This is a genomic window from Mesorhizobium sp. M1329 (genome assembly GCF_040318035.1).
In the GTDB taxonomy this organism is placed as follows: Bacteria; Pseudomonadota; Alphaproteobacteria; order Rhizobiales; family Rhizobiaceae; genus Mesorhizobium.
Map to the genome: position 1 here is coordinate 79877 of NZ_JAMYLN010000021.1, position 16968 is coordinate 96844.

The window sequence follows — 16968 nt, forward strand, 5'->3', positions numbered from 1 at the left end:
GCGCGGCGAACATGCCTATGCTGCCGCGTCGCGCGCTGCCTCCGACAGAAACGTAAAGACATAATCGGAAAAGGAACGCCAGCATTCGACGCGGAACGTGTCGGCCGCGGTGCGCAGCAGCACGATTTCGACCTTGCCGAGAATGGTACGCGACGCCGCCCCGACCGGAAAGGCGTCGAGCGACAAATCCTGCGGGCAGCCGGCATTGACCGTCGCCGCGGCAGCCGGACCGGTAACGGATATGGCGACGTTGCGGTGCGAGATGCCGACCGCCGAATGCAGCGCGGGAATGCTGGCGCAATCGGCGAGCGGATCTTTTCCGCTCTCGTCGATGACCAGCCATTCGTCCGGCCCCAGCCACAAGGCCGTGCGTCCGGCCTTTGCCGCCGAGGTTTTCGGCCTTTGCGGCAGGACGACGCCGAGCGCTTTCGAAAGTGCCGCGATCGAGGCGTCCGGCGCGCGCAGCGATATGCGCTCGGCCGGCGGTAGTACGGCAAGTGTGACGCCGGTGGCGGAAAGCGACTGGCTGGCCAGAGCCGGACGGCGTTCGACCGACGGCCCGGCGGCGGCGGTTTTCAAAGCGGCCTTAGCCATTGAGGCGCTCTCCCTTCTCGTCGAAGAACACCATACCGGTGACCTCCACCTCGATCACCCCGTTCGGCATCGGCACATAGAGCGTCTCGCCCATGCGATCGCGGCCGCCGGCGACCAGCCCCAGCGCGATCGAGCGGCCGCAATTTTGCGACCAATAGCTTGAGGTGACATGGCCGATCATCTTCATCGGGATTGCCTGCTTCGGGTCAGCGACGATCTGCGCGCCCTCCTCCAGCACCACCTTGGGATCCCTGGTCTTCAGGCCGACAAGCTGCTTGCGGCCCTTGGCGACCAAGTCCGGCCGCGCCATGCCGCGAATGCCGACGAAGTCGGTCTTCTTCTTGCCGACCGCCCAGTCGAGCCCGGCGTCGTTCGGCGTTACCGTGCCGTCGGTATCCTGGCCGACGATGATGTAGCCCTTTTCGGCGCGCAGCACATGCATCGACTCGGTGCCGTAGGCACAGGCGCCGTGTTTCTGGCCCTCGGCCCATAGCGCTTCCCAGACCGCCTCGCCGTAATCGGCCGGCACGTTGACCTCGAAGCCGCGCTCGCCGCTGAACGACATGCGAAACAGCCTGGTCGGGACGCCGCAGATCTGGCCTTCGCGCACCGACATATGCGGCAGCGCCTCATCCGACATGTCGATGCCCTCGACCAGCGGCGCGATGATGTCGCGAGACTTGGGCCCCTGCACGGCGATGACCGCCCACTGCTCGGTGATCGAGGTCAGCCAAACGTTGAGATGCGGGAACTCGGTCTGGAGATAGTCTTCCATATGGTTCATGACGCGCGGCGCGCCGCCGGTCGTCGTCGTCACATGGAAACGGTCGGGTGCAAGCCTGCCGACGACACCGTCGTCATAGATGAAGCCGTCCTCGCGCAGCATGATGCCGTAGCGGCAGCGGCCGGGCTCGAGCTTCTCCCATGGATTGGTGTAGAGCAGTTCCATGAATTTGGCCGCATCCGGCCCGACCACCTCGATCTTGCCCAGCGTCGAGGCGTCAAACAGGCCGGCCGTCTTGCGCACCGTGACGCATTCGCGGTCGACGGCCGCATGTATGTCCTCGCCTGGCTTCGGGAAATACCAGGCGCGCTTCCACTGGCCGACATCCTCGAACATCGCGCCTTGACGCTCTGCCCAGGGATGGATCGCCGTCTTGCGGGTCGGGTCGAACAGGGGACCCCGCGCGTGCCCGACGATCGAGCCGAACGTCACCGGCGTATACGGCGCGCGGAACGTCGTCAGCCCGACCTGCGGGATCGGCTTGCCCAGCGTCTCGGCGGCAATCGCCAGGCCGTGCATGTTGGAGGTCTTGCCCTGATCGGTCGCCATGCCGTTGGTGGTGAAGCGCTTGACGTGCTCGATCGAGCGCATGCCTTCATGCACCGCCTGGCGAATGTCCTTGGCGGTGACGTCGTTCTGGAAATCGACGAACGCCTTTACCGTCGTATCCGCCCCGGCGCCGGGCGCCGCACCCAGCATGCCGCGCGACCAGCTCTCGCCGGCATCGACCTTCGGCTTGGTGCCCCTGGCCGGCTTGCTGCCGGCGTCCTTGGCCGCCTTGGTGCCCGCAGCATAGGCCTCGTCGATCGTCGCCGACAGCCCGTCGGTGCCGTTGCAGGCGCCGACCGAGACGCAGTCCTGCGCATAAATTCCGGGCACGAAGCGCTTGGTCTCGTCATTGAAGGCGACCTTGCCGCGCGATTGCGAGAACAGATGCACCGACGGTGTCCAGCCGGCCGACATCAAGATCGCGTCAACCGGCATGGTGCGTTCGCCGCCGCCATTCTTCGGCTGCACGGTCATCGACGACACCCGCAGCTTGCCGCCGGCGCGGATCACGGCGCGGCCGAAATTGACCTCTATGCCGAGCGCCCTCGCCTCGTCGATCACCGGCCCGGCCGGGTTGTCGCGCAGATCGACGATCGCCGCCACGTTGATGCCGGCCTTCTTCAGGTCGATCGCCGCCGCATAGGCGGAATCGTTTGCCGTATAGACGCCAACATTCCTGCCGACGGCGACGCCGTAATGGTTGAGATAGGTGCGCGCCGCCGACGCCAGCATGATGCCGGGGCGGTCGTTGTCGGCAAACACCATGTGGCGCTCGATGGCGCCGGTCGCCAGCACCAAGCGTTTGGCGCGAACCTGCCACAGCCGCTCGCGCGGCAGGTCGCGGTCGGGGCTCTGCAGATGGTCGCTGACGCGCTCGACCAGCCCGACGAAATTCTGCGCGTAATAGCCGAAGGCCGTGGTGCGCGGCAGCACGCGGACATTGTCCATCGCGCTCAACTTGGCGACGGCGGATTGCGCCCAGGAAAAGCCGTCCTGGCCTTCAATCTTCGCGCCGCTCTCGAAGCACAGGCTGCCGCCGAATTTCACCTGCTCGTCGGCAAGGATGACGCGCGCGCCGGTCTCGGCCGCAGCCAATGCCGCGGCGATGCCCGCGGCACCGCCGCCAAGCACCAGCACCTCGCAATGGGCGAAGCGCGCCGAATAGTGGTCGGGGTCCGGCTGGTCGGGGGCGACGCCGAGACCGGCGGCGGCCCGGATCTTGGGCTCGTAGAGGTTTTTCCACGCCGCCTTCGGCCACATGAAGGTCTTGTAGTAGAAGCCGGCCGAAAGCATCGGCGAGGCAATGCTGCTGACCGCACCGATGTCGAAGGCCAGCGACGGCCAGCGGTTCTGCGACTGTGCGGTCAGCCCGTCATAGAGCTCCTGTACGGTGGCGCGGACGTTCGGCGTCCTGCGTGCCGCGTCGCGCTTGATCTCGACCAGCGCATTCGGCTCTTCGGCGCCGGCCGACAGGAAGCCGCGCGGCCGGTGGTACTTGAACGAGCGGCCGACGAGATGGACGCCATTGGCAAGCAGCGCCGAGGCCAGCGTGTCGCCCTCGATGCCGGTATAGGGGCGGCCGTCGAAGCTGAAGCCGGCTATCTTTGCCTGTTTGAGCCGCCCGGCGCCGGCAATGCGGAACGTGGCGCTCATTTGGCGGCTCCCGGCAGCTTCGTGGGCTTCGGCTCACCGGCCTTGTAGGTCATCAGGAACCTGTCGCTGACGGTGTCGCGCACGGCATTGAAGAACCGCGCACAGCCATGCATGTGCCGCCAGCGCTCATAGATGATCCCCTTGGGATTGGAGCGGATGAAAAAGAACTTTTCGAAGTCGTCGTCACTCTCGCCGGCGATGTTCGGGGAACGCGCAATATGCGCCTCGCCGGCGTTGCGGAATTCGAGCTCCGGACGCTCTTCCTCGCAATAGGGGCAGCGGATGAGAAGCATCAATCGACTTTCTTGGTTTTAATTGACTCACCATGCGGAAAGGCGTCATCCTTGCCACGTTTTGTCACAACATTTTTTTCGTCAGGACCGTCTTCGAGGAGTAGCCCTACTGACCGCAATTTCTCTCTGGCTCGATCGACGCCCACCTGCTTTCGCGGCCCAAAGAACCTAGGCCTTGGATAGGTGTCGTTCAGAAACATGTCCGCGAAGAATTTCGGTAGGCTAAACGCAACCACGCAGCCAAAGGTACGTAGTCCGATCACTGCAAACATTGCCCCCATCACAGGATCGACCGCATTTGCCTCGTATCCAATTCGAACCAAAATCTCCCGAAGCACCAACAGCGCGAACAGCACCGTGACCCCAACGAGGGCCAATCCGAAAAGCAAGGTGTGAGTCTTGCGCGTCATTGCGGTGCTCAGTGCGCCACCGCTGCCGCCGCCGCCTCATCGATCAGCCGGCCGGTGCGGAAGCGCTCTATGGTGAAAGGTGCGTTGATCGGGTGCGGATCGTCCCTGGCGATCGTATGGGCAAAGACATGGCCCGAACCCGGCGTCGCCTTGAAGCCGCCCGTACCCCAGCCGCAATTGACATAGAGGCCGGGCACCGGCGTCTTGGCCAGGATTGGCGAACGGTCCGGCGTCACGTCGACGATGCCGCCCCACGAACGCAGCATCTTCATGCGCGTGAAGATCGGGAACATCTCGCATATGGCGTCGAGCGTATGCTGCAATATGTGCAACCCACCGGTCTGCGAATAGGAGACATACTGGTCGGTGCCGGCGCCGATGACCAGCTCGCCCTTGTCGGACTGCGAGATATAGGCATGCACGGTGTTCGACATCACCACGCAGGGCACCACTGGCTTGACCGGCTCCGACACCAGTGCCTGCAACGGATAGCTTTCCAGCGGCATGCGCACGCCGGCCATGTTCATGATCACCGAGGAGTGCCCGGCGGCGACCACGCCGACCTTCTTGGCGCCGATGAAGCCGCGCGTCGTCTCGACGCCGGTGACCGCGCCGTTCGGCGCCCGCTTGACACCCGTGACCTCGCAATTCTGGATGATGTGGACGCCACGCGCCGAAGCGCCGCGCGCATAGCCCCAGGCGACGGCATCGTGGCGCGCCGTGCCGCCGCGGCGCTGCAGGGCAGCACCCATCACCGGGTAGCGAGCATCGCGCGAAATGTTGAGCGGCGGGCAGAATTCCTTGGCCTGCTCCGGCGTCAGCCATTCATTGTCGATGCCGTTCAGCCGGTTGGCGTGGACGTGCCGCTTCAGCACCTGGATGTCGTGGATGTTGTGGGCGAGCATCATGACGCCGCGCGGCGAATACATGACGTTGTAGTTGAGCTCCTGGCTGAGCCCGTCCCACAGCTTCAGCGCATGGTCGTAGATGCCGGCGCTCTCGTCGTAGAGATAGTTCGAGCGGATGATGGTGGTGTTGCGGCCGGTATTGCCGCCGCCGAGCCAGCCTTTTTCCAAAACCGCGACATTGCTGATGCCGTGCACCGTGGCGAGATAATAGGCGGTGGCCAGGCCGTGGCCGCCGGCGCCGACGATGACGACGTCATACTCCTTTTTCGGCTCCGGCGAGGACCACTGTTCCTCCCAGCCTCTATGACCGCGCATGGCCTCGCGGGCGATGGCGAATACCGAGTATTTCTTCAACGTTGCAGGCCTCGCAAATGGCGGCCGGGCAGATCAGCCAACCCCGGCGCGCGAGCTGTATCACTAGCGAAACCGCACTGCCAGCCTTGCACTGTTTGCGACGGCGCTTGCCGTTTTGCGCCGTGGTGAAAAAGAGGCATGCGACGTGATGGGCGATCAAACCACATCCGAAGCACCTCGCAGGTATCGGGTGGTTCGCACCGTCCCGATTTGCGACCAAGCATCCCGATTGCCGGCAAGGGCCGGCGCGAAAAAAGGATGCAAAAAAATGCCCGCACTTGCAAACAAAGTTGCCATCGTCACCGGCGCCAGCTCCGGCATCGGCCGCGCCACGGCCAAGGTGTTTGCGGAGGAAGGCGCCAAGGTGGTCGTCGCAGCCCGCCGCCAGGCGGAGCTCGATGCACTGGTTGCCGAAATCGAAGACGCCGACGGCACCGCCATCGCTCTTCCCGGTGACGTACGCGACGAAGCCTACGCCAAAGCCCTCGTCGACCTGGCGGTCGGGAAATTCGGCGGGCTCGACATCGCCTTCAACAATGCCGGCTCGGTCGGTAGGATGGGGCCGGTTTCGGAGCTGTCGCTGGAGGGCTGGCGCGAGACGCTCGATACCAATCTGACCAGCGCCTTTCTCGGCGCGAAATACCAAGTGCCGGCGATGATCGATCGCGGCGGCGGCTCGCTTATCTTCACCTCCACCTTCGTCGGCTACACGGTCGGCATGCCCGGCATGACCAGCTACGCGGCGAGCAAGGCCGGACTGATCGGATTGACGCAGGTGCTGGCGGCCGAATTTGGCGCCAAGGGCATTCGAGTCAACGCGCTGCTGCCGGGCGGCACCGACACGCCCTCGGCAACGTTCAAGACACCTGAATCGCGAGCCTTCGTCGAAAACCTGCATGCCTTGAAGCGCGTCGCCGAGCCTGAGGAGATCGCCCGCTCGGCGCTTTACCTGGCTTCCGATGCATCGAGCTTCACCACCGGCACGGCACTGTTCGCCGATGGCGGCGTCTCGATCACCCGGACGTGAAGCGTTTCGCGGTTGGCGCATCGGCGCGCAAGCCAACGTCAGAAAAACCGGTCTTGCTTTTTCCGGCGATTTGACGATTTCGTCTTCTCCTCAAAGACGGATTGGAAACATGCTGCTGATCAGAACCTATATCGCTGCAAGCGCAATCGAAGGCGTCGGCGTGTTCGCCGCCGAGCCGGTCCGCAAAGGCGCGCAGATCTGGCGTCTCGATCCGGACTTTGACCGGCTGATCCCGGTGGAAAGATACGAGACGGCGCCGCCGCACCTCAAGGAATTGCTCGACAGATATGCCTATCCCAGTCCGGATCGGCCGGGCTTCATGGTCTATGAGGTCGACAATGGCCGCTTCATGAACCACGCCGACGAGCCGAACACCGACTTTTCGCAATATGGCGGGGCCACCGCGACCCGCGACATCGCCGCCGGCGAGGAGATAACCTGCGACTACGGCGAGTTCTTCGAGGGTTTCGAGCAGCTCCACCTGGCTACGGTGTAGCGGCGCCTATCTGGCCCAAGGCGAATTTTGTTCTTGCTTTGTGCCGGCAGCTATGCTACTAATTTCTGTATGGTGCTGATTCACACCGAAGACCCGCCGCCGAGGCGGGTTTTTCGTTTCGGGATCGGCACCGCCTCTCAATCGGCTGTGGACAGCGCCCCTTGATTCTGCTATCAGCCGCCCCAATTCGTGGTGTAACGCGCCGCGGAGGCTTGTGGCTATGGCCGCTTGCCTGTTGATTTCAAACCGAAAGACAGGATTGCACGTGCAGGTACTCGTCCGCGACAACAATGTTGATCAGGCGCTTCGCGCGCTCAAGAAAAAGATGCAGCGCGAAGGCATCTTCCGCGAAATGAAGATGCGCGGACATTACGAGAAGCCGTCCGAGAAGCGCGCCCGTGAAAAGGCGGAAGCCGTGCGGCGCGCCCGCAAGCTGGCCCGCAAGCGCGCCCAGCGCGAAGGCCTGCTGCCGATGACGCCACGTCCGGTCGCGGCCGGTGCTGCCGGTGCCGGTGCTCCGCGTCCGCCGCGGTTCTGACGTCAATTTTTCGTCCTTTTCCAAGGATATCCAAGGTGGCGCGATGCGGAATCGCCGCCACCTTTTTGTTGTGAGTTCGACCCGGTCCGAGAGGACCGGTTGGGAGAGATGCCGGTTCGGAGGGGGAACGGACCAGACGGCGCAGTAAGGACAGGGCAGATATGGACGCAATCACCGTAGAGCGCAGAACCGCGTGGCGCGGCCTCGCCCTGACGGCAGCCCTGCTTTCCGGGATGGCGCTTGCCGGCTGCCAGAGCGTTCCGACCGGCGAGTTCAACAACATCGACAAGGCGCAAGCCTCGAGCGAGAACATCTCCTCGCTGTCGGCGGTGATCCAGCGCAACCCTCAGGATCCGGAAGCCTACAATGTGCGCGGCTCGGCCTATGGCCGCGGCGGCCAGTACCAGGCGGCGCTGAAGGACTTCGACACCGCCATCCAGCTCAATCCGAATTTCTACCAGGCCTATTCGAACCGGGCGCTCATCCAGCGCTTCCTCGGTGACCAGGCAAGCGCGCTGGCCGACTACAACCGCTCGATCCAGATCAATTCCAATTATGACGCCGCCTATATCGGCCGCGGCAATCTCTACCGCAGGGCGGGCCGGGTCCAGGAAGCCTTCAACGATTTCCAGAAGGCCATTCAGCTCGACACGACCGACGCGCGCGCCTATCACAATCGCGGCCTGATCTACCAGAGTCAGGGCCAGCACGCCTTTGCTATCGAGGACTTCTCGACTGCCATTTCGCTGGCGCCGGACGCCTCCGAGCCTTACAACGGACGCGGCCTCTCCTACCTTGCCATGAACGACGAGGACAATGCCTTCGCCGACTTCAATATGGCCATCAAGCTCGACGGCAAGAACGCCGAGGCGTGGTCCAACCAGGCGCTGATCTACGAGCGGCGCGGCGACAAGGTCAGGGCCGCGAAATCCTACCGCGAGGCCGTGCACCTCAATCCGACCTACCAGCCGGCCAAGGACGGCCTGGCCCGCACCAGCGCCGGCTGATCGGGCCGGTTTATCGGGCGGCCCTTTCCACACCCCGACAACCCTGCGTTTATCCTTACCTTGCTGGCGCCAAGTTTTCGGCGGAACGCTCGGCGTGCTCAGCCGTTTGTACAAAGCCATTTGGAAAGGACCCTGCCATGATCAAGAAACTCGCCTGTGCCGCCGCTCTCGCGACGACCGCCGTTGTCGCTCCCGCCAGCGCCAGCAAGCTCCAGCTCGGTGTGCTCGACTGCACCATCGACGGCGGCACGGCCTATCTCGTCACCTCCAACAAGGGTGTTTCATGTGTCTTTCGTCCGCATCGTGGCGGCCCCTCCGAAGTCTATACCGGGGTGATTTCCAAGCTCGGCGTCGATGTCGGCCGGACGCATCAGGGCCAGCTGGTCTGGGCGGTTCTGGCGGCGACCCGCAACCACGATGAAGGCGACCTTGCCGGCAGCTACTATGGCGTGAATGCCGAGGCCAGCGTGGTCACCGGTGGCGGCGCCAATCTCCTGGTCGGCGGCCTCGACAGCGCCTTTTCGCTGCAGCCGCTCAGCGTCCAGGCACAGACCGGCGTCAACCTGGCGGTCGCCGTCACGTCGCTGGACCTGATCCACTCGTTCAAATAGCGGCGTAGCGCGGCTCCCGAGCGGCGGGGCAGCGTAGGTGTCGACCTGCGAATAGCTGCCGAAAGTTCATGGATTCCGGCAGGCCCACTCCGCAGAGAATGGGCCGCCCTGATGTTCAAAGTTGCAGCGCTCCAAGGTAACGGCATGGATCCCAGGATCCATGCAGTTACTGTGACCGAAGATTGCGACGATCCAATTTTGCTTGTCTTCGGTCCAACCAGAAATCTCAACGCCTCGTGATTGTCCCCCATCGCACAAATTTGACATCCGCCCCACCAACGGCGATCAAAACCGCTTGATCTCAACTACGGTTGAGGTTCTAGAAGTCCTCCCCATACTGCGGCATGCGCTCATTTGGATGTGAAGAACGCTCGAATCCTTTAGACCAGCGTCTAAGAAAGCTTGGGGGACTGGATGATCAAAACAAGCACAAACAGGGTCGATTGGCGCGCGCTGTGGGCGAGCGGCGACCTCGCGCGCTTCTGCTTTATCAGCCTCGGCATCCTGCTGCACGCTACCAACGAAACCATGGTGGCAACGGTCATGCCGGCCATGGTCGGCGATCTCGCCGGCGTGCAGCTGGTCGGCTGGTCGCTGGCGATCTACGAGCTCGGCGCCATCGTTGCCGGTGCGGCCGCCGGACGGCTGGTGAGCTATGTCGCGCTGCGCACCAACATGATGGTCGCAGCAATGCTCTATGCCGCCGGCGCGCTGGTCTGCGCCACCGCGCCTTCGATGCCGCTGTTCCTCTGCGGCCGCCTGATCGAAGGGCTCGGCGGTGGCGCGCTGGTGTCGCTGGCCTTCGTCTCGGTCGAGCGGCTGTTTGCCCGCGCGATCTGGCCGCAGCTTTTCGGCGTCATGTCGGCGATCTGGGGTGTCGCCGCCTTCAGCGGGCCGGTGCTCGGCGCGGTCATGACCGAATTGCTGTCCTGGCGCTGGGCCTTCGGCGTCTTCACCCTCGGCGGCACGGCCATGGCGCTGGCAAGCTTCCTCGTGCTCGATACACCTGAAGCAACAAGGCCGCAGGCGACCGGCGGCTCGGCGCCGCCCTTCCCCTTTGCAGCACTTGGCTGCCTTGCCGTCAGCGTCGTGCTGATCGCCACCGCCGGCGTCGACATCGCCCTGCTGCGCTCGTCGCTGCTGCTCACCCTCGGCCTGATCGGCCTGGCGCTGTTTATCTATATCGACGCACTGAAGCCGCGCTCGCGCCTGTTCCCGTCGCGGCTGTTTTCATGGCGCTCGCCGGTCGGCGCGGGCATGACCATGGTTGCGGCGTTCTCGATGGCGACCTGTTCGTTCGCGGTCTACGGACCGCTGCTCCTGACCAGCCTGCACGGTATTCCGATCCTCACCACCGGCTACATCATCGCCGCCGAATCGATCGCCTGGTCGATCCTGTCGATCCTCGTCGCCAATGCGCCGCCGGAGCGCGAACGGCTGACTATCGTCGGCGGCGCGCTGATGATCGCCACTGGCGTCGCCGGTTTCGCCTATACGGTGCCGGCGGGCTCGATCCCGTTGATCCTGCTTTGCGCCTTGCTGCAAGGCGGCGGTTTCGGCATTGCCTGGCCGTTCGTCACGCGTGTCGTCGTGGCATCGGCGCGGGAAGGCGAGCAGACAATCGCCTCGGCCGCTGTGCCGACCATGCAGCGCATCGGTTATGCCGTGGGTGCGGCACTGACGGGCATCGTCGCCAACGCCAGCGGCTTTTCCGAAGGCCTGAACCGCGAGGCCGCGGCAAATGTTGCTACCTGGCTGTTCCTCGCGTTCGTGCCACTCGGCATCCTGGGATGCCTCGCCGCCTTGCGGATTTCGGGGGCGAGCGACACGAAGCCGGCGAAGCTGCCAATCTCCGTGGGGGAGATTGACTAAACCACCACCGTCTTCAGCCGGCCGGCGATCAGTGCGGCGAGCCGCGTCGCCACCTCGTCCTTGCTCATCTCCGGCCATTCCTCGACGCCGGCCTTCGAGACGATCCGCACCTTGTTGCGGTCGCCGCCCATCACGCCCGGAGAACCGCCTTCATGCGAGACGTCATTGGCAACGATAAGATCGGCACCCTTTTTCGTAAGCTTGGCCTGGGCGTTCCTGACCAGGTCCTGCGTCTCCGCGGCGAAACCGACCACCAGCATCGGCCGCTTTTTGTGATGCCCGACACCGGCAAGAATATCGGGATTTTCCACCATTTGCAGCGCCGGAGGTCCCTCGCCCGCCACCTTCTTGATCTTTTCCCCGGCCGAACTTTGAGTACGCCAGTCGGCAACAGCCGCGACGAACACTGCCGCGTCGGCCGGCAGCAGCTGCTCGACCGCGTCCTTCATCTCGACGGCGGTTTCGACGTGCAGCGTGGCGACGCCGGCCGGATCGGCAATGCCGACCGGACCGGAGACGAGACGCACGTCGGCGCCGAGCCTGGCCAGCGCCGCCGCGATGGCGTGACCCTGCTTGCCCGACGAGCGGTTGGCGATGTAGCGCACCGGATCGATCGGTTCATGCGTCGGTCCGGAAGTGACGATGATCTTTCTTCCCGCCAGGGGCTTTGGCCGGCTGTCCAGCAGCGCCTCGACCGCGGTGACAATCTCCAGCGGCTCGGCCATGCGGCCCTCGCCCGCCTCGTTGCTTTCGGCCATCTCGCCTTTCGCCGGGCCGACGAATGCGACGCCGTCCTTACCCAGCGTCGCACGGTTGCGGCGGACCGCCGGGTGTGTCCACATTTTCGGATTCATCGCCGGCGCCATCAACACCTGCTTGTCGGTGGCGATGAGCACCGTCGAGGCAAGGTCGTTGGCGTGGCCGTTGGCGAGCTTTGCCATCAGGTCGGCGGTGGCCGGCGCCACGACCACAAGGTCGGCCTCGCGCGACAGCCTGATGTGGCCGATGTCGTGCTCGTCCTGCCGGTCGAACAGCTCGGTGAAGACGTGGTCGGCGGACAGTGCTCCGGCCGCCAGCGCGGTGACGAATTCCTGCGCCGCGGCTGTCATCACCACGCGCACCGAAGCACCGCGCTCGCGCAGCCGGCGGATCAGGTCGAGCGCCTTGTAGGCAGCGATGCCTCCGCCGATGATCAGCAGGATGCGCTTGCCGGAGAGGACACCTCGCACGACCTGGCTGGGGACCGCGACCACCGGAGCTGCAGGATTCTGCAAGCTTGTCAGTTCGCGCAACGTTTTCTCGATCTGGTCGATGCGGTCGGACGAACCGAGTTGACCTTCGACCGCTGCGCGGATCATGACCCGCGCCTGGTCTTCCATTGACCGGCCATTCTCTGCAGCCAATCGGCGCAGCATATCCTTGACCTCGTCATCAAGGTTGCGGATCGTGATGCTGGCCATGTGATTGCACGTTATCCAAAATCGCCGAAGGCAATGATAGCAATGCAATCAATCGACAACAAGGCGTTAAAGCAGCTTCCAGGCGATGTACACCAGCGTCAATGCGATTACCCACAGCGCCAGCCGGCCGGAGCGGGTGTAGCGCGCCTCGGCCTTGCCGATCGCGTGCGCGGTCCTTTCGTCGAAGCGCAGGCCGTGTTCGGCCATCAGGTCGATCTCACGCGACAGCCGCTCGGTGCGGGCGGCGAGGTCCGGCGCCTGGCGGGCCAGCGCCAGCAGCGCGTTGGCGCCGTCGCGCGCATCGGCCAGCAAAGCGCGCGGGCCGAGATTGCGCGCAATCCAGCCGCTGACCACAGGTTCCGACGTCTTCCACATGTTGAAGGCCGGGTCGAGGGTGCGGGCGACGCCCTCGACAACGACCATGGTCTTCTGCAGCAGCACCAGCTCGGATCGCGTCGCCATGTCGAAGAGGTCGGTCACCTCGAACAGCAGCGTCAGCAGCTTGGCCATCGAGATGGTCTCGGCCGGCTGGCCGTGGATCGGTTCGCCGATCGCCCGGATCGCCTGGGCGAAAGCTGCGACATTGTGCTGGCGCGGCACGTAGCCGGCCTCGAAATGCACCTCGGCGACGCGCTGGTAATCGCGCGTGATGAAGCCATAGAGGATTTCGGCGAGGAAGCGGCGCTCCTTCCTGCCGAGCCGGCCGGCAATGCCGAGATCGACGGCGACGATGGTGCCATCGGCCTCGACGAACAGGTTGCCCGGATGCATGTCGGCATGGAAGAAACCGTCACGCAGCGTATGGCGCAGGAACGACTGGACCAGGTTGGCGGCAATCGCCTTCAGGTCGTGGCCGGCGGCGGCGAGGCCGGCAATATCGTTCAACTTGATGCCGTCGACCCATTCCATGGTCAGCACGTCACGACCGGTGCGCTCCCAGTCGACCGACGGCACGCGAAAGCCGGGATCGTCCTTGGTATTCTCGCCGAGCTCGGAAAAAGCCGCCGCCTCCAGCCTCAAATCCATTTCGATCTTGGTAGTTTGGGCCAGCGTCTCCGTCACCTCCACCGGCCGCAGCCGGCGCGACGACGGGATGTACTTTTCCTGCAGCCGGGCGGCGAGGAAATAGCTCTCGAGATCGCGAAAGAAGCGGCGGCGCACGCCCGGCCGGATGACCTTCACCGCCACTCGCCTAGCGACGCCGTCCTGCAGCGTTTCGGCGGTATGGACCTGCGCGATCGAGGCGGCGGCGACGGCCTCGCCAAAACTGGCATAGAGCTCACCGACCTTGCGTCCGAGCGATGCTTCTATCGCCGCTATGGCCTCGGCCTTGGGAAAGGTCTGCATCTTGTCCTGCAGCATGGCGAGATCAAGCGCGATATCGTTGCCGACGACGTCTGGCCGTGTCGCCAGAAACTGGCCGAGCTTGACGTAGGACGGGCCGAGCCGCACGACCGCCTTGGCCAGCCGGTCGCCGCGCTCATAGGCAAGCGCGCGACGGCGGGTGAATAGCCGGGCCATGCGCCAGCCGAGTTTCGGCAGGCCGAAGAGTTCGTCTCCAGGCAAAGCCGCGATGACGCCTTCGCGGACCAGCACCCAGCCAGCCCGCACGAGCCTGAAACCAGCGCCGATGCTGCTCATGGCTGGCTTCGCCCTGCCGGTTTCCTGAACTGGCGAAAGGCACGTCGCGTTATGGAAATGCGGGCCAGCCTCAAAGCTTCCAGCCCGAATGAAGCGCGGCGATGCCGCCGGAATAATTGCGGAATGAGGCGCGGTCAAAGCCCGCGCGCGCGATCATCGCCGCGAAATTCTGCTGATTGGGAAATTTGCGGATCGATTCGACCAGATAGGAATAGGGCTCGCCATCGCCGGTCACCATCTTGCCGATCCGCGGGATGGCGTTGAACGACCATGCTTCATAGACCTTGTCGAGCAGCGGCATCTCGACCTCGGAAAATTCAAGGCAGAGAAAGCGCCCGCCAGGCTTCAGCACGCGATAGGCTTCGGCAAGCGCCACTTCGATGCGCGGCACGTTGCGGATGCCGAAAGCGATGGTGTAGGCATCGAAAGTGGCGTCGGCAAAAGGCAGTTCCTCGGCATTGGCTTCGACGAAATCGGTATTTGCCGACAGGCCCTTTTTCTCGGCCCGGTCGCGGCCGACGGCGAGCATCGAGCCATTGATATCGAGAACCGTTGCATGAGCGTGCCTGCCGCTCGCCTCGACGATGCGGAAGGCGACATCGCCGGTGCCGCCGGCAACGTCGAGAACGGTCCAGCCCGGCCGCTTCGGTGGATTGAGCCAGGCGACCATGGCGTCCTTCCACACCCGATGCAGCCCGGCCGACATCAGATCGTTCATCAGGTCGTAGCGGTTCGCCACCTTGTGGAAAACATCATTGACCAGGGACTGTTTGTCGCCTGGTCCTACCCGCTTGAAACCATAGGAGGTTTCCATACCGCCCGCAGCAGTGGTTCTTTCAACCGACATCGTTTTGATCCGCCATAAAATCGGCGGGACCATAGCCGATCGATGGTGCGGGCGCTATTGTTTAAGGCGCGGTGTTCGGCCGCGCTTCGAAGTAGGTTCCGGAAAAGTGTCACACGGTTTTCCGACGGGAACTTGCGTCATAAGAAAAAGCCTGACGGGATAATCGAATGCCTTTGAAAGCAGAACTGCACTGCCACATCGAAGGGGCAGCGGCGCCTGAACTCGTCCTGCGCCAGGCTGAGAAATACGGCAAGGATGCCTCGCCCTACATCCAGGACGGCTCCTTCGTCTGGCACGATTTCACCTCTTTCCTCGCCGCCTACGACTTCTCCTCCGACCTGTTCCGCACCGAAGAAGACTATGCGCGGCTGGCCGATCACTACCTGACCAGCCTTGCCCGCGACGGCGCCATCTATTCCGAGGTTTTCACCTCGCCCGATCATGCCAGCAAGGCCGGGCTGTCGCCAAAGGCCTATACCGACGCGCTCGGCGAAGGCATGGCCCGCGCCAAGGCGAAGACCGGCATCGAAGGCCGCATGATCGTCACCGGCGTGCGCAATTTCGGCGTCGAATCGATCGAGCGGGCGGCGCGTTTCGCCGCCCGCAGCGGGCATCCGCTGGTCACTGGCTTCGGCGTCGCCGGCGACGAGCGGATAGGCGATCTGGAAGATTATGTCAGGGCCTTCGAGATCGCCCGCGAGGCCGGCCTCGGCATCACCGTTCATGCCGGCGAATTGATGGGCTGGGAGAGCGTCGAGGCGGCACTCGACCACATCCGCCCATCTCGCATCGGCCATGGCGTGCGCGCTATCGAGAACCCCGATCTCGTGCGGCGCATCGCCGACGAAGGCGTCGTGCTCGAATGCTGCCCCGGCTCCAACATCGCCCTGAAAGTCTTCGACAGCTTCGCCGACCATCCCTTCCCTGCATTGCGGGCGGCGGGCTGCAAGGTGACGCTCAATTCCGACGACCCGCCCTATTTCTGGACCTCGCTGAAGCGCGAATACGACATCGCCGCCGAGCATTTTGCCATGGACGACAAGGCGCTCACCGCCATCACCAGGACGGCCATCGAGGCAGCCTTCGTCGACAGGAAGACCAGGGCGGCGCTGCTGGGGAGGCTCGGCGCCAAGGGCAGGTGAATGGTGAATGGTGAATGGTTCATCCGACGCTTCGGTTCGTCCACCGCGAGTTTTTCAGCGCAACCAAGGACTCGCAAACCAGTTCACTATTCACTATTCACCATTCACCATCCACTATTCACCTGCGCAGTTGGAGAACACCATGAAGGGCGTCACCGTCGTCGACCATCCGCTTGTCCAGCACAAGCTGACCATCATGCGCAAGAAGGAAACCTCGACGGCCGGCTTCCGGCGGCTGCTACGCGAGATCTCGCTGCTGCTCGGCTACGAGGTCACCCGCAATCTCGAACTGACGACGACGACGATCGAGACGCCGATCGAGACGATGGAGGCGCCGACGCTGGAGGGCAAGAAACTGGTCTTCGCCTCGGTGCTGCGCGCCGGCAACGGCCTGCTCGAAGGGCTGCTCGATCTGGTGCCAGCGGCGCGTGTCGCCCATATCGGCCTCTACCGCGACCACGAGACGCTGGAAGCGGTCGAGTATTTCTTCAAGGCGCCGGGCGACCTCGCCGACCGGCTGGTGATCGTCGTCGACCCGATGCTGGCGACCGCCAATTCGGCGATCGCCGCGATCGACAAGCTGAAAGGCCGCGGTGCCACCAACATCCGCTTCCTCTGCCTGTTGGCGGCACCAGAGGGCCTCGATCGGTTTACACAGGCGCATCCCGATGTTCCGGTCTTCACCGCTTCCATCGACCGCCAGCTCAATGAGAAGGGCTACATCATGCCGGGTCTCGGCGATGCCGGCGACCGCATGTACGGCACCAAATAGATCCGTTTAC

At 64.0% G+C, this 16968-nt stretch carries 16 protein-coding genes; 8 read left to right on the top strand and 8 right to left on the bottom strand.

Going from position 1 to position 16968, the window contains the following annotated elements; genetic code table 11:
• Window positions 1-15 precede the first annotated feature (15 nt).
• Genes NKH21_RS20935 through NKH21_RS20955 form a run of 5 tightly spaced genes read right to left on the bottom strand, consistent with a single transcriptional unit; the run spans window position 16 to window position 5545 of the window.
• Window positions 16-594, bottom strand: a complete 579-nt coding sequence (locus tag NKH21_RS20935) for a sarcosine oxidase subunit gamma (RefSeq protein WP_352665576.1) — start codon at window positions 592-594, stop codon at window positions 16-18.
• Window positions 587-3580 carry a sarcosine oxidase subunit alpha gene (locus NKH21_RS20940; RefSeq protein WP_352665578.1) on the bottom strand — a complete coding sequence of 998 codons (2994 nt, stop codon included), beginning with the start codon at window positions 3578-3580 and terminating at the stop codon, window positions 587-589. The genes NKH21_RS20935 and NKH21_RS20940 overlap by 8 nt, the downstream gene beginning before the upstream one ends.
• Window positions 3577-3873, bottom strand: coding sequence for a sarcosine oxidase subunit delta (locus NKH21_RS20945; RefSeq protein WP_292519105.1), 297 nt, complete (start codon window positions 3871-3873; stop codon window positions 3577-3579). The genes NKH21_RS20940 and NKH21_RS20945 overlap by 4 nt, the downstream gene beginning before the upstream one ends.
• A complete protein-coding gene (locus NKH21_RS20950; protein WP_352867218.1) occupies window positions 3873-4283 on the bottom strand; it encodes a hypothetical protein in 411 nt (136 codons plus the stop codon). The genes NKH21_RS20945 and NKH21_RS20950 overlap by 1 nt, the downstream gene beginning before the upstream one ends.
• 8 nt (window positions 4284-4291) lie before the next feature.
• Window positions 4292-5545, bottom strand: a complete 1254-nt coding sequence (locus NKH21_RS20955) for a sarcosine oxidase subunit beta (RefSeq protein WP_352867221.1) — start codon at window positions 5543-5545, stop codon at window positions 4292-4294.
• Window positions 5546-5813: 268 nt separating this feature from the next.
• On the opposite strand from NKH21_RS20955, the gene NKH21_RS20960 reads away from it, so the two are divergent.
• From NKH21_RS20960 to NKH21_RS20985, 6 genes are all read left to right on the top strand, one after another.
• A complete protein-coding gene (locus tag NKH21_RS20960) occupies window positions 5814-6572 on the top strand; it encodes an SDR family oxidoreductase (RefSeq protein ID WP_352867224.1) in 759 nt (252 codons plus the stop codon).
• Between the two features lie 109 nt (window positions 6573-6681).
• The gene (locus NKH21_RS20965; protein WP_352867227.1) at window positions 6682-7068 is read left to right on the top strand and encodes an SET domain-containing protein; all 387 of its coding nucleotides are present in this window, start codon (window positions 6682-6684) and stop codon (window positions 7066-7068) included.
• Between the two features lie 265 nt (window positions 7069-7333).
• The gene (rpsU, locus tag NKH21_RS20970; protein WP_023675331.1) at window positions 7334-7606 is read left to right on the top strand and encodes a 30S ribosomal protein S21; all 273 of its coding nucleotides are present in this window, start codon (window positions 7334-7336) and stop codon (window positions 7604-7606) included.
• Between the two features lie 161 nt (window positions 7607-7767).
• Window positions 7768-8613, top strand: coding sequence for a tetratricopeptide repeat protein (locus NKH21_RS20975; RefSeq protein ID WP_352665583.1), 846 nt, complete (start codon window positions 7768-7770; stop codon window positions 8611-8613).
• 137 nt (window positions 8614-8750) lie between these two features.
• Window positions 8751-9224, top strand: a complete 474-nt coding sequence (locus tag NKH21_RS20980) for a DUF992 domain-containing protein (protein ID WP_352665584.1) — start codon at window positions 8751-8753, stop codon at window positions 9222-9224.
• 414 nt (window positions 9225-9638) lie between these two features.
• A complete protein-coding gene (locus NKH21_RS20985) occupies window positions 9639-11096 on the top strand; it encodes an MFS transporter (RefSeq protein WP_352867231.1) in 1458 nt (485 codons plus the stop codon).
• Here NKH21_RS20985 and coaBC read toward each other — a convergent pair.
• The 3 genes from coaBC to ubiE all read right to left on the bottom strand — a co-directional run bounded on the left by coaBC (window position 11093) and on the right by ubiE (window position 15044).
• The gene (gene coaBC / locus NKH21_RS20990; RefSeq protein ID WP_352665586.1) at window positions 11093-12556 is read right to left on the bottom strand and encodes a bifunctional phosphopantothenoylcysteine decarboxylase/phosphopantothenate--cysteine ligase CoaBC; all 1464 of its coding nucleotides are present in this window, start codon (window positions 12554-12556) and stop codon (window positions 11093-11095) included. The two genes, NKH21_RS20985 and coaBC, sit on opposite strands and share 4 nt — an antisense overlap.
• A 66-nt stretch (window positions 12557-12622) precedes the next feature.
• Window positions 12623-14197 (bottom strand): 2-polyprenylphenol 6-hydroxylase, encoded by a 1575-nt coding sequence (ubiB, locus tag NKH21_RS20995; protein ID WP_352867234.1) that lies wholly within the window; start codon window positions 14195-14197, stop codon window positions 12623-12625.
• Between the two features lie 70 nt (window positions 14198-14267).
• On the bottom strand, window positions 14268-15044 hold the full coding sequence (gene ubiE, locus NKH21_RS21000; protein WP_352867237.1) for a bifunctional demethylmenaquinone methyltransferase/2-methoxy-6-polyprenyl-1,4-benzoquinol methylase UbiE: 777 nt from the start codon (window positions 15042-15044) through the stop codon (window positions 14268-14270).
• 167 nt (window positions 15045-15211) lie between these two features.
• Between ubiE and NKH21_RS21005 the strand changes: the two genes are divergently transcribed.
• Together NKH21_RS21005 and upp are read left to right on the top strand one after the other, a co-directional pair.
• Complete coding sequence (locus tag NKH21_RS21005) at window positions 15212-16186, top strand: adenosine deaminase (protein WP_352867240.1); 975 nt, start codon at window positions 15212-15214, stop codon at window positions 16184-16186.
• Window positions 16187-16328: 142 nt separating this feature from the next.
• Window positions 16329-16958: a uracil phosphoribosyltransferase gene (gene upp, locus NKH21_RS21010; RefSeq protein ID WP_352867243.1), complete on the top strand. Its 630-nt coding sequence runs from the start codon at window positions 16329-16331 to the stop codon at window positions 16956-16958.
• Window positions 16959-16968: the final 10 nt, after the last annotated feature.